Source organism: Clostridium sp. YIM B02551 (assembly GCF_022324735.1).
GTDB lineage: Bacteria > Bacillota > Clostridia > Clostridiales > Clostridiaceae > Clostridium_T > Clostridium_T paridis.
Genome location: NZ_JAKGTF010000017.1, coordinates 70,677 through 83,204, shown reverse-complemented (window position 1 = coordinate 83,204; position 12,528 = coordinate 70,677). Strand labels below are relative to the sequence as shown.

13 protein-coding genes are annotated in these 12,528 nt (G+C 31.2%); 1 reads left to right on the top strand and 12 read right to left on the bottom strand.

Annotated elements, in window-relative coordinates:
- Positions 1-346: 346 nt before the first annotated feature.
- Positions 347-943, bottom strand: coding sequence for a hypothetical protein (locus L1S47_RS18210; RefSeq protein WP_238885830.1), 597 nt, complete (start codon positions 941-943; stop codon positions 347-349).
- Between the two features lie 154 nt (positions 944-1,097).
- Between L1S47_RS18210 and yyaC the strand changes: the two genes are divergently transcribed.
- Positions 1,098-1,628, top strand: coding sequence for a spore protease YyaC (gene yyaC, locus L1S47_RS18205; protein ID WP_238885827.1), 531 nt, complete (start codon positions 1,098-1,100; stop codon positions 1,626-1,628).
- A gap of 170 nt (positions 1,629-1,798) precedes the next feature.
- Here the strand turns inward: yyaC and mreB are convergent, their stop codons facing one another.
- The 11 genes from mreB to L1S47_RS18150 form a co-directional block, all read right to left on the bottom strand.
- The gene (mreB, locus tag L1S47_RS18200; protein ID WP_238885821.1) at positions 1,799-2,830 is read right to left on the bottom strand and encodes a rod shape-determining protein MreB; all 1,032 of its coding nucleotides are present in this window, start codon (positions 2,828-2,830) and stop codon (positions 1,799-1,801) included.
- Between the two features lie 92 nt (positions 2,831-2,922).
- Positions 2,923-3,174 (bottom strand): sporulation transcriptional regulator SpoIIID, encoded by a 252-nt coding sequence (gene spoIIID / locus L1S47_RS18195; RefSeq protein ID WP_202768012.1) that lies wholly within the window; start codon positions 3,172-3,174, stop codon positions 2,923-2,925.
- A gap of 116 nt (positions 3,175-3,290) precedes the next feature.
- Positions 3,291-4,025, bottom strand: a complete 735-nt coding sequence (locus L1S47_RS18190) for a M23 family metallopeptidase (protein ID WP_202768013.1) — start codon at positions 4,023-4,025, stop codon at positions 3,291-3,293.
- Positions 4,026-4,227: 202 nt separating this feature from the next.
- Positions 4,228-5,271 (bottom strand): stage II sporulation protein D, encoded by a 1,044-nt coding sequence (gene spoIID / locus L1S47_RS18185; RefSeq protein ID WP_238885818.1) that lies wholly within the window; start codon positions 5,269-5,271, stop codon positions 4,228-4,230.
- 223 nt (positions 5,272-5,494) lie between these two features.
- On the bottom strand, positions 5,495-6,757 hold the full coding sequence (murA, locus tag L1S47_RS18180) for a UDP-N-acetylglucosamine 1-carboxyvinyltransferase (RefSeq protein WP_202768015.1): 1,263 nt from the start codon (positions 6,755-6,757) through the stop codon (positions 5,495-5,497).
- A gap of 21 nt (positions 6,758-6,778) precedes the next feature.
- On the bottom strand, positions 6,779-7,432 hold the full coding sequence (locus tag L1S47_RS18175) for a hypothetical protein (RefSeq protein ID WP_238885814.1): 654 nt from the start codon (positions 7,430-7,432) through the stop codon (positions 6,779-6,781).
- A gap of 309 nt (positions 7,433-7,741) precedes the next feature.
- Positions 7,742-8,140 carry an ATP synthase F1 subunit epsilon gene (gene atpC / locus L1S47_RS18170; RefSeq protein ID WP_238885812.1) on the bottom strand — a complete coding sequence of 133 codons (399 nt, stop codon included), beginning with the start codon at positions 8,138-8,140 and terminating at the stop codon, positions 7,742-7,744.
- Between the two features lie 24 nt (positions 8,141-8,164).
- Positions 8,165-9,562 carry a F0F1 ATP synthase subunit beta gene (gene atpD / locus L1S47_RS18165; RefSeq protein ID WP_238885809.1) on the bottom strand — a complete coding sequence of 466 codons (1,398 nt, stop codon included), beginning with the start codon at positions 9,560-9,562 and terminating at the stop codon, positions 8,165-8,167.
- Positions 9,563-9,577: 15 nt separating this feature from the next.
- Positions 9,578-10,426 (bottom strand): ATP synthase F1 subunit gamma, encoded by an 849-nt coding sequence (atpG, locus tag L1S47_RS18160; RefSeq protein WP_238885806.1) that lies wholly within the window; start codon positions 10,424-10,426, stop codon positions 9,578-9,580.
- 37 nt (positions 10,427-10,463) lie between these two features.
- Positions 10,464-11,978 (bottom strand): F0F1 ATP synthase subunit alpha, encoded by a 1,515-nt coding sequence (gene atpA, locus L1S47_RS18155; RefSeq protein WP_238885803.1) that lies wholly within the window; start codon positions 11,976-11,978, stop codon positions 10,464-10,466.
- A gap of 10 nt (positions 11,979-11,988) precedes the next feature.
- Positions 11,989-12,528: a F0F1 ATP synthase subunit delta gene (locus tag L1S47_RS18150; RefSeq protein ID WP_238885800.1), complete on the bottom strand. Its 540-nt coding sequence runs from the start codon at positions 12,526-12,528 to the stop codon at positions 11,989-11,991.

Sequence of the window (12,528 nt, the reverse complement as noted above, 5' to 3'; positions counted from 1 at the left end):
AATAGGAATCGAACCTACAACCTGCTGATTACAAGTCAGCTGCTCTACCGTTGAGCCATGCCAGCATATTATTTACCAATCACTATATATTCTATTATGAATACTATTTACAAATTATATACTATTCATTGTTTATTGAACTACGTTGACCGACAATGAATAGTATAAGGGGATAACAAATAAGTTTCAACCCCCATATTAACTCGTATAACAAAATTAACTCTTTATTACTCTATTATCCTTTATTATCCTTGTAATATAGCTACTATATCAATAATCTCACATTTCTACAATAAGTTCAAGCTTCAGCATAAAAATTATAAAGCCTAACTTTTAAAATAGCATTTTATGTATCAATGTATTGTTCAATCTTGTCTGTATTTATATATGGATTAAGAATACCCTTAACTTCGTTATATTCATTGGAATTTAATCTACTTTTAAGGATCCTAAAAATCTCTTTTGCGCCATTAACTTCATCGTCAGATGCTAATATTTGTTTAATTCTTGCAAAATCAAAATTAGACAAACGCTTTGCATAAAATAATAACTTAGCTTTACTTGTCAAAGACATCTTACTTTCAATTGTACTCTTATCAACTTTAAATATCATTGCTGCAGTTAAAGCATCATCTTCGTTGTCTTTTTCTTCTTTATTAGCATCAGTATTATCTGTATAGTTTTTTTCAGGTATTACTTCCTCTTTGACATCTTTGTCCTCTTTTTCAGCCTTTTTAACTGGTTCTTCTTGTGCTTTAACATCTTCTTTTTTAGTCTCTTGTTTAGTATCTTTTTTAGAGTCTGCTACTTTTTTTTCTAAAGGTTGCCTATTCACTTGCACAGTGCCACTTTTATCTTTTTCGTTATTTAAAGGCTTCAATATAAAATATACACTAATTGCTGTAGCAATAATAACAATTATAGTTAGAATCTTTTTATTCATTTAATCACCTCACACTATTAAGTTTTATTGCCACTTTTTTGTGTATTTATACTTTTTTTAATAAATTTAATATTCCCTTCATATATAGTATAGTACCTTTTAAATTTCTACTTAGGTTATACTTTTATTTCTGTTTTAAGAAAGGGGAATTTCTTTGAATAAGGTTAAAGTCTCATATAAAGACCCTATGTCCTATTATGAACTAGCATATTTTTTAAAAGATTATATTAATAATGAAACTATAATAATATGTATAGGTACAGATAAATGTATTGGTGATTGCCTTGGTCCAATGGTTGGAACCCTATTAATCGATACCTTACTTCCTATCCCTGTATATGGAACCTTAAACTCACCTATTCATGCATTAAATATAGACGACAAGCTTCAGGAGATATATTTAAAGCACCCTAACGCCTTGATTATAGGTATTGATGCCTGTCTTGGGGATACTGATTCTGTGGGCGAGATACACGTGAGAGATTACCCAATTCATCCTGGTAAAGGGGTAGGAAAAAAACTTCCTAAGGTTGGGGATGTATCCATTATTGGTATAGTCGATACAAGCAATAATTCTGAGATCTTTTCAAATAGAGCAATCCGATTATCCCTAATATTTGAAATGTGTAAGGTTATTGTTAAGGGAATTGTTCATAGTTATTATCTTTCATCAAGCACAAAATAAAGCAAAAAAAGTTAATAGTTAAAGTACTAAATCATTAGTTATTACTTTAACTATTAACCTCAAAAATTTATTGAAAGCTAAAAGGATGGTTAAAAAAGCTCAAAAATGAATATAGTATTGATATTGCTAAAACCCTTTAATCATCCTTAATCATTCATTTTAGTATATTACTATGCTCTTTGCACTTCATTTTCGATAGCTTCAGTATTGTTTTTGTTTATGCTTGCAAGAACCTTTCCAGATCCTAATACTACACATTCTACAGTATCATTTGCAATAAATACCCTAACTCCAGTCTCAAACTCTATCAACTTATCTAATCCGTGTAATAAAGCTCCTCCACCTGTCATTAATATCCCCTTGTCTATAATATCTGCTGCCAGCTCTGGTGGAGTTTTTTCTAAAACATCGTGAATTTTATCAATTATTAATCTAACAGGCTCTTCAAGTGCACTAACTAACTCATCAGTTGTAACTTCTATGTTATCTGGCAATCCAGTAACAAGATTTCTACCCCTTACAGTTGCAGTTTCATTTCTAGCACCTTTTAATGCTGACGCTGCTATGATTTTCACTTCTTCTGCAGTTTTTTCTCCAATCATTAATTTGAATTTATTTCTTATATATCTAATAATAGCTTCATCAAATCTATCTCCAGCAACTTTAATCGATGCTCTTACAACTACTCCCTTTAGAGATATTACAGCAATATCAGTTGTTCCTCCGCCTATATCTATAACCATAGAGCCACTTGGTTCAGAAATATCCAAACCTGCACCTACTGCAGCTGCAAGTGGTTCCTCTATTAGATAAACAGATTTTGCTCCTGAATTTTTTGCTGCATCAATAACAGCTCTCTTTTCTACCTCTGTAGCCTGTGATGGTATACACACCATAACCTTTGGAGCAGAGATTTTTCTTTTTCCACAACTCTTTTGAATAAAATGTCTTAACATTTTCTCAGTAATATCATAATCAGAAATTACACCATTTCTTAGTGGACGTACTGCAACTATGTTGCCAGGTGTACGACCTATCATTTTTCTTGCATCTTCACCTACAGCTAAAACTTTATTTGTATTTTTATCTACTGCCACAACTGAAGGCTCTTTTAATATTATTCCTTTTCCCGCCATATAAACTAGAACTGTTGCCGTACCCAAGTCTATAGCAAGATCAGTTCCCATTCTCCAAAACCACATTCCATATTCACTCCTAAAATGATTTAATTATATAACTTGTATTATTTTTCTACAATTTATACCCATTCTAATTATAATATGGAATTATGTTTTTATTCAATAGCCTTGTACTTTAATTTTGTAGCTTTTCCACCTCTTATATGTCTTTCTGCTTTATTTAAATCTAAAATATTTTTCGCTTCTAATGCTATTGTTGGATTTATTTTGGGTAAACGTTCTGTCATATCCTTATGAATTGTACTTTTGCTTACACCAAATACCTTAGCAGTTTTTCTAATTGTCGCTTTTGAATCAATTATATATTGCGCCACCTCTAGTACTCTTTCTTCAATGTAGTCTTTCAAAACGAGGCTCCTCCTTAATTCGATATATTTATTAATATGCATTATTTTTTCTTTAAATTCCTTAGAAATCAGTCATTTTCATAGATAAAATGACTGATTTCACATTAGGTAAAGTTTTACTTGCTTTTTAAAGTTATATACTTTAATGGATCCACTTGTTCACCTTTTGAATCTATTATCTGAAATTGTAAATGATCGCCCTCTTCTTTATTAGTAAGTTTTTTAGCTGTATCGCCAACTTTACCAATTACACTTCCTTGAGTGACTTTATCATTCTTCTTAACTTTAATATCAGAATCTAAGTTAGCATATTTACTCTTTAATCCATTTGAATGCTTAATTACAACATACCAACCACTTAAATCTCCATCTTCATTTCCAATTTCATCTACAACACCATCAGCTGCAGCAACAACAGTACTACCAACTTTTCCTGCAATATCTATTCCCTTAATGCTGTCATATTTGTTTGTATCAACTTTTACTAGTGAAACTCCATAAGTAAATTTTCTTAATAAAGTTCCATCTAGTGGTTTAACAAACTGAACGCTACTTGTAGATGATACATTTTGAGTTTTTCCTGTAGTACCTTTATTGGTTTGATTTTTTGTTTCCTGAGTATTTTTAACTTGTTCAGCATTATCAATTTTATTAGTTCCACCAGAATTATTTATATTAATAGGCAGATCTTGAGAATTTTCAGCTACTGGAGGATTACTATTCTCCTTAGCTTTTCTAATTGATATTGCAGCTGCACTAGCAATAACACATAAACACACAAAAAGGACTACGTAAAAACTCTCCTTTCTAAGTAGGTTTTTTAATTTTTGAAATTTACTTTGTTTATCCAATATGAACACCTCCATTTCGTAGTCTGTCCTTATATACATAAAAAAATACATTTATTCCAGTAAATATTTTCCTCTTTTTTCTACATTTTTCTCAAAATAAAAAGGCTGATAAAATTTTAATAGAACTCCATTTTTAGAGTTTTATAAATATCTTATCAACCTAATTATTTACACTTTTATATTTAATAAACTTGATTATCTTTTATTTACTTATCTTAACTTCAGATACATCCTTTAATTCTATTCCTTTATAATAATGTTTTAAAATCTCTTCATACTTTACCCCACTCTTCGCCATTACATTTGCACCCCATTGGCTCATTCCAACTCCATGCCCATATCCAAAGCTCTGTATTTCTATTCCCTTATTTGAAAATGAAAAAGTGAAATTAGCTGAATTTAAAGATAGTAAACTTCTAAATTCTGTACCCTTTATTGTTACTCCACCTACTTTAACTTCATTTACTGACCCACCTGGATTTTTGCTAACGATTTTTATAGAATCTTTTATATTATTAACAGATAGCTTAGCCTCTTTATATTTATTATTAATTTTTTCCACGAATTCTTTACTACTAATAGTAATACTAGATTTAAACTTAGGTGCTACTTCCTCTCCAGGAGAATCTACTGATTGAAGATATGGTAATGCAGTTGAGAGAACAGCTTCAGCATCCTCAGTCTTTCCCCAACTTGTAGAAAAAAATTGTGGATATAATACTAATTCTCCATTGTATGTTAGTACTTTTCCCTTTGTAGCAGAAACTGCATCCTGTAGTTTTTGCCAGTATTCTTCTGATTTATCTTTGTCCCACTTACTCACTCTATCTTCTTTACTCATAAAGACCTGACAATGGACTGTATCGCAAACATCTGCTCCTTTTGCTTCAGTACAAGGATATAAAATTCGTTTCATTGCAAATGTTCTTGCTGCTACAGCTTGAGCTTTTAACGCCTCATCATCAAATGCAGCTGGCATTTCTCCAGATAAAACGCCTAAGACATATACCTCTAAATCAACTTTTTCAGTTGTTCCTGTTTTAGTTTTATATACAGTTACTTTTGAGAAATCCTTACCTTCAACTTGTTTAGATTCTTGTTCTCCTAACTTATCAAAATTTAAAGAATTTAAAGGAACCTTTCCCCATACAAGAATTATGCTAGGGACAAATATTAAAACTAGTATTGGCAAAAGGAAAATTATTATTTTTTTTGATATTTTAATATTTATTTTTTTAAATCTCATAACCCCCACCTATATATTGTTTTACATAATAAATATACGCAGTGAGGTCTACTTTTATTCAGATATTAATTACTTCATATTGAAAATAAAAAAGGCCTAATCAGCCTTTTCTATAAGATTAAAATTTCTAAGGATTTTTATTTAATACCACTTTTTTCATTTCTTAATAAATAAAAATCTATATAAATTTTATATTCTACTTTAAAATCATACTCTTTAGTAATTATATATTAATTCTTTCTATGTTTGCCCCTAATTTTCTAAGCTTCTCTTCGATATTAACATAGCCCCTATCAATATGATAGATATCACTTATATCTGTATATCCATCTGCAGCTAATCCTGCTAAAATCATTGCAGCACCTGCTCTTAAATCTGTTGCTTTAACTTCTGCTCCAGTTAACCTGTCTACACCTTCTATAATAGCTGTTCTCCCATCAATTTTAATACTTGCACCCATTCTTATTAGTTCCTGAACATGCATAAATCTATTTTCGAAAACTGTTTCGGATATAATACTTGATCCTTTAATCAATGTTAACAAACTCATCATTTGCGCCTGCATATCAGTAGGGAATCCTGGATATGGTAAAGTTTTTATATCTACTGGCTTTAGTATTCCTCTTCCATCTACTATCATTTTTTCATTTTCAACAATGTCTATACTAACTCCACACTCTTTTAATTTTTCTATTATAGGTCTTAAGTGCTCTTCATTTACTCCATTGATTTTAATCTTACTTTTAGTTATTGCAGCTGCTACCATAAATGTACCAGCTTCAATCCTATCATATATAGGTCTATAAACTACTGGGCGTAATTCATCTACCCCATCAATGGTAATTTTTCCTTGACCAGCACCATATATTTTAGCACCCATTGAGTTCAAGAAATTTGCTAAATCCCATATTTCTGGTTCTTCTGCAGCATTTTCAATTATTGTTGTGCCTTTTGCATAGACTGCAGCCATCATTATATTTTCTGTCGCTCCAACAGATGGGAAATCTAAATATATTCTATTTCCTATAAGCTTTGATGCTTTTGCCTCTACAAATCCATGTCCTATAGAAATATCAGCACCCAAAGCCTTAAACCCTTTTAAATGAAGGTCTATTGGTCTTGTACCTATATTACATCCACCTGGATGTGATAATTTTGCATGACCAAACTTAGTTAACATTGGTCCCATTATTAGAAAGGATGCTCTCATTTTTTTTATTAGTTCACTATTTGCACTATTTGGTATAAGATTCTTTGTATCAATAGTTAACTCTCTTTTTACTTCATTTATTTCTACTGATGCATTTAATTCTTTTAAAACATCACATATTACGTAAACATCTTCTAACAAAGGTGCTTCCTTTATTATATTTTTATCTCCGCATAGTATACATGCTACAATTATTGGGAGAACAGAATTCTTCGCAGAACTTATTTCAACTTCACCTTCTAAAGTACTTCCACCTTTTACTCTGATTTTTTCCATATTATCCTCCATGAATTATTGTTAATATGTTGATATTATTATTGGTTCACCAATAATAATGTAGGATTTTTTTTCATATGTGCAAATAGCGAAGTTTATAGTACTATTTCCCAATTCTGCTTCCCCTGTATATCCATTACTAATTTTTAACAATGAATATTTTTTAATTCCTAGAGATTCAAATTGCTTATTCAATGTTTTTTTCATATCTTCTTCTATTTCTATTCTGCCCTTAATTTCTTGAAAATATCTCAAATCAAATGCTTTTTCCTTTAGGAGATAGTTTATATTTTTTTTAACTGCTTCTAAGTTTTCCTTTTTATTCTTAGTAGAAAATATTATTCTAAAACTACTTTTATTTTCATTAAAAACTTGTATTTCCATATTGAAGTTTTGGGAATTAATTTTTAAAATCTTAGAATTAGCTGACTTTTCATTAGTTAATTCTCCATTATAATCATTTGAGATATTTTTGAATAGATACTCACTTAAGTTCTCATACTTTTCATTGCTTTTGCCTTCAATCACCAAGCTTCTCTCTACATCATTATGACTCTCTAAAAACTTATTTTGTAAACTTTGAAAACCCTGACATTTTAAATTATAAAAATTTAAAAAGGTTAAGAGAGAAGTTAGGAAAAGCACCAATAACTTTATTTTATTCTTGCACTTCATGATACCCCCTACCTTTCTTCTTAATTATGGTCAAGGTATTCATTTCCTATTCAATTTTTTTTATATTAATAAAAAGATTAATTTATTGTATATTACAGTATATTAACACTCTCAATATATGTGAATATTTTCCATATATATAACATATATATGCTTTGAAATTATTAAATTAATAAAAAGTAAAAAAAATCCCCCAGAATAATTAAAGTTCTGGGGGTATCTTTTCTAAAGAAAACCTTCAAGATTTTCAAATTATAATACTATAAATAAGTAAGTCGTATAAAATAATTAGAATAAACCATTATCCAATTACTTTTTGATGCTTAATCTTATTAAAGCTCTTTGTAATGAAACTTCAGCTCTATGTTTATCATATTCTTCAGAATCATCTAATCTGTTTTCAGCTCTTTCTTTAGCTCTTTCAGCTCTTTCTACATCTATTTCTTCCGGCCATTCAGCTGCATCACAGCAAAAAATCATTTGGTTATTTTCGAATGAAACAACTCCGCTAGATGTAAATAGTTCTCTTTCTTTTCCTGATTCATCATAAAATACAGTTTTGCTTGGAACAGTAACAACCACTATAGGGGTATGATTAGCATACATCTCTAAGCTTCCATTATTAGTAGCTATAAGAGTTTTAGATGCTTCTCCCTCATATACAATTTTATCAGGAGTTACTATTTTTAAAGTATAATTAGTTGACATAATACTTCGCCCCTTTACAGATTACTATTTGCTAGCAATCTCTTTAGCCTTTTCTACTGCCTCTTCAATTGTTCCAACAAATAAGAATGCTGATTCAGGAAGATCATCATGTTTTCCTTCTAAGATTTCTTTAAATCCTCTAACTGTTTCAGATACTGGAACATATTTACCTACCATACCAGTAAATTGCTCTGCAACAGTAAATGGTTGAGATAAGAATCTTTGAACTTTTCTTGCTCTACCAACAACAAGTTTATCTTCTTCTGAAAGTTCATCTACTCCAAGTATTGCTATAATATCTTGTAGTTCTTTATATCTTTCAAGAATATGTTTAACTTTTGAAGATACTTCATAATGTTCTTTACCAACAACTCTTGGGTCAAGAATTCTTGATGTTGAATCAAGAGGATCAACTGCTGGATAAATACCAAGCTCTGATATACTTCTTGAAAGAACTGTAGTTGCATCCAAGTGAGTAAATGTTGTTGCAGGAGCTGGGTCTGTTAAATCATCTGCAGGTACATATACTGCTTGAACAGATGTAATAGATCCACTTTTTGTTGAAGTGATTCTTTCTTGTAAAGCACCCATTTCAGTAGCTAATGTTGGTTGGTAACCAACTGCTGAAGGTATTCTTCCAAGTAATGCTGAAACTTCTGATCCAGCTTGTGTAAATCTAAATATGTTATCTATGAATAGTAAAACGTCTTGACCTTGATCTCTAAAGTATTCTGCCATTGTAAGTCCAGTTAACGCAACTCTCATTCTAGCACCTGGTGGTTCATTCATTTGTCCAAATACTAGAGCTGTTTTATTAATAACTCCTGAATCTTTCATTTCATGGTAAAGGTCATTACCTTCTCTTGATCTTTCTCCAACCCCTGTAAATACTGATAAACCACCATGTTGTTTAGCTATGTTGTTTATAAGCTCTTGGATTAGAACTGTTTTACCAACTCCGGCTCCTCCGAATAGACCTATTTTTCCTCCTCTTTGATATGGAGCAACTAAATCTATTACCTTTATTCCAGTTTCAAACATTTCTGGTTCTACAGATTGTTCTTGGAATGTTGGAGCTGGTCTATGAATTGGATATAAATTTTCTGAACTTACATCACCTTCATTATCAATAGTTTTACCTAATACATTAAATAGTCTTCCTAAAACTTTTTCTCCTACAGGAACACTTATTGGCTTTCCAGTATCATAAGCATCCATACCTCTTCTTAAGCCTTCAGTAGCTTCTAAAGCAATGGCTCTTACGATATCGTCGCCTGTATGTTGTTCAACTTCTGCTATTACCTTATGATCCCCATTAACAATCTCAATTGCATTGTATATGTTTGGAAGGGCATCAGTATCGAATTTTATATCTACTACTGGTCCAATTACTTGAACCACTTTCCCGATAGTACCAGGCATCAGATTACCTCCTTACTATTTTTGCGCTTCAGCTCCTCCAACAATTTCGGATATTTCCTGAGTTATAGCGCCTTGTCTAATTCTATTATATTTTGTATTTAATGCATCTAATAAATCATTTGCATTCTTAGTTGCTCCATCCATAGCACTCATTCTTAAACTTTGTTCACTAGCTTTTGAATTAAGCATACAATTAAGAATTACTGATTTTAAGTAGACTTCTAAAGTCCCTTCTAAAACTTCATCTATACTAGGTTCTGCTAATAAAGTTAAATTACCTTTATTACTTTTCTCCAATGGAAGTAATTTTATATTCTTTAATTCCTGTTTAACTGGAGAAATGAAATCAGTGTATATCATTCTTATTCCTGATATTTTTCCTTCTCTATAAAGCTTTATAGCATGTTCATATACTATTTTTGCTTCTTTTATAGTTGGAACATCAGGTATTTCAACATATTCTGCTACAGTTTCATAGTTATATTTCTTTAAATAGCCTAAGCCCTTTTGACCTACAACCATAACTTTTGCATCAGGTACTCTTGAAGCCTCACTGGCGAAGAAAGATACAGTGTTTCCATTATATCCTCCACACAAACCTGAATCTGATGTCATAAGAATGTATAAAATGGCTCCTTCACTTTTAGGATTAAAATAAATATTATTATTTGTATCCTCTACTGAACCTACCAAACTTTCTGTTAATTTATTCACAGATTCTAAATAACTATCATTAAGAGAAAGTTGTTGTCTTGTCTTTCTAAGTTTAGAAGTGGCAACAAGTCCCATGGCTTTTGTTATTTTTCTGGTGTTGTTAACAGACTTTATTCTTCTTTTTATATCAAGAAGTCCTGCTCCTGCCATATATCCACCTCCTAAAAGATGGCATAGCTTTTAAAAGCTATGCTCCTTGTAAGAATATTTTCTTGAATTCAATAATAGATGCTTCTAATTGAGATTTCACTTCGTCATCAAGTACTTTTTTCTCAACTAGCGCTTTACCTACTTCTCTATGATGAGTATCCATGAATTCTAAGAATTCTTTCTCAAATTTGATTATATCATTTACTTTTATATCAGATAAGAAATCATTAACTGCTGCATATAAGATCATTACTTGTTCTTCAACATCCATTGGAGTGTATTGATCTTGCTTAAGTACTTCAACTAATCTCTTACCTTTTTCTAGTCTCATTTTTGAGTCTTTATCTAAATCAGAACCAAATTGAGCAAAAGCTGCAAGTTCTCTATATTGAGCAAGTTCTAATCTTAATGTACCAGAAACCTGCTTCATTGCTTTAATTTGAGCATTTCCACCAACTCTTGATACTGATATACCTGCATTAACAGCTGGTCTTTGTCCTGAGAAGAATAATTCTGATTCAAGGAATATTTGACCATCTGTTATTGAAATAACGTTGGTTGGTATGTATGCTGTTACGTCACCAGCCAATGTTTCAATTATTGGAAGCGCAGTTATTGAACCACTACCATGTTCTTTTGAAAGCTTAGCCGCTCTCTCAAGAAGTCTTGAATGTATATAGAACACATCTCCTGGGTAAGCTTCTCTGCCTGGTGGTCTCCTAAGTAATAGTGACATTGTTCTATAAGCAACTGCATGCTTAGTCAAATCATCATATATAATTAGGACATCTTTTCCTTTATGCATGAAGTATTCACCTATTGCACATCCTGCATATGGAGATAGATATTGTAATGGTGCTGTGTCAGAAGCTGATGAACTAACAATAGTAGTATAATCCATCGCACCCATTTCTGTTAATGTATTAACTATATGAGCAACAGTTGATTGTTTTTGTCCTATAGCTACATATATACAAATAACATCTTTTCCTTTTTGATTGATAATAGCATCTAGAGCAATAGCAGTTTTTCCTGTTTGTCTATCTCCTATTATAAGTTCTCTTTGACCTCTACCTATTGGAATCATAGAGTCAATTGCTTTTATACCAGTTTGCATAGGTTCATTAACTGAACTTCTGTCAATGATACTTGGAGCTGGTTCTTCAATTGCTCTATATCCATCATTTATGATAGGTCCTTTTCCATCGATAGCTTCTCCTAGAGCATTAACTACTCTACCTACTAAAGCATCTCCTACTGGAACTTCAACTATTTTTCCTGTTCTTTTTACAATGTCGCCTTCTTTTATACCTTCTTCAGATCCTAAAAGAACACAACCAACGTTGTCCTGCTCAAGGTTTAATGCCATTCCGAATACATTATTAGGGAACTCTAAAAGTTCACCTTCCATACAATCATCAAGGCCGTAAACTCTAGCAACACCGTCACCTATTTGTATAATAGTACCAGAATCTTCAGTCTTAATATGTTTTTCATACTTTTCTATTTCATTTTTAATAATAGAAGTAATTTCTTCTGGTCTGATGTTCATAGATTCACCCCTATTCTCTCTTAAGCATAAGAGCCTTCATTTCCTCGAGTTTGGATTTAACTGTACCATCAATTATTTCATTTCCAACTCTCACATAAACTCCTCCGATAATGCTCTCATTTATTTCTTCTCGAAGGATAATTTTCTTATCATATTTTTTTTCTAAATTTCCTTTTAGCTCATCAAATTGTCCTCTCTCTAGAGGAATAACAGTTTGAACTGTAGCCAAAAGAGTATTGTTTCTTTCAAGATGAATTTTTTCCATCTCATTAAGCTTCTCTTTTAAATATGATATTCTGTCTTTCTCAACTAATATTAATAAGAATGATAATAGTTCTTCATCAACTTTACCTTTAAAAATATTAGTAAACACTTCTTTTTTCTTTGATGTACTTATTTGAGGATGTTTAATAACCTCAAAAAAGTTACTATCATTGTAAACATATGAGCAAATTTCTCTTAAATCAGCTAAATATTCATCAACCTTGCCTTTTTCTTCAGCAATTTGGTAAAGAGCTAGAGCATAACGCCTATCTAAGTATTCATACAT

What these genes read in the sequence shown, in the direction of transcription:
- murA (WP_202768015.1), bottom strand. Translation starts at nt 6,757, where the DNA reads ATGGAAAAAATCAGAGTAAAAGGTGGAAGTACTTTAGAAGGTGAAGTT.
- spoIID (WP_238885818.1), bottom strand. Translation starts at nt 5,271, where the DNA reads ATGAGATTTAAAAAAATAAATATTAAAATATCAAAAAAAATAATAATT.
- mreB (WP_238885821.1), bottom strand. Translation starts at nt 2,830, where the DNA reads ATGTGGTTTTGGAGAATGGGAACTGATCTTGCTATAGACTTGGGTACG.
- L1S47_RS18150 (WP_238885800.1), bottom strand. Translation starts at nt 12,528, where the DNA reads ATGTATGAATACTTAGATAGGCGTTATGCTCTAGCTCTTTACCAAATT.
- L1S47_RS18175 (WP_238885814.1), bottom strand. Translation starts at nt 7,432, where the DNA reads ATGAAGTGCAAGAATAAAATAAAGTTATTGGTGCTTTTCCTAACTTCT.
- atpG (WP_238885806.1), bottom strand. Translation starts at nt 10,426, where the DNA reads ATGGCAGGAGCAGGACTTCTTGATATAAAAAGAAGAATAAAGTCTGTT.
- L1S47_RS18210 (WP_238885830.1), bottom strand. Translation starts at nt 943, where the DNA reads ATGAATAAAAAGATTCTAACTATAATTGTTATTATTGCTACAGCAATT.
- atpD (WP_238885809.1), bottom strand. Translation starts at nt 9,562, where the DNA reads ATGCCTGGTACTATCGGGAAAGTGGTTCAAGTAATTGGACCAGTAGTA.
- atpA (WP_238885803.1), bottom strand. Translation starts at nt 11,978, where the DNA reads ATGAACATCAGACCAGAAGAAATTACTTCTATTATTAAAAATGAAATA.
- atpC (WP_238885812.1), bottom strand. Translation starts at nt 8,140, where the DNA reads ATGTCAACTAATTATACTTTAAAAATAGTAACTCCTGATAAAATTGTA.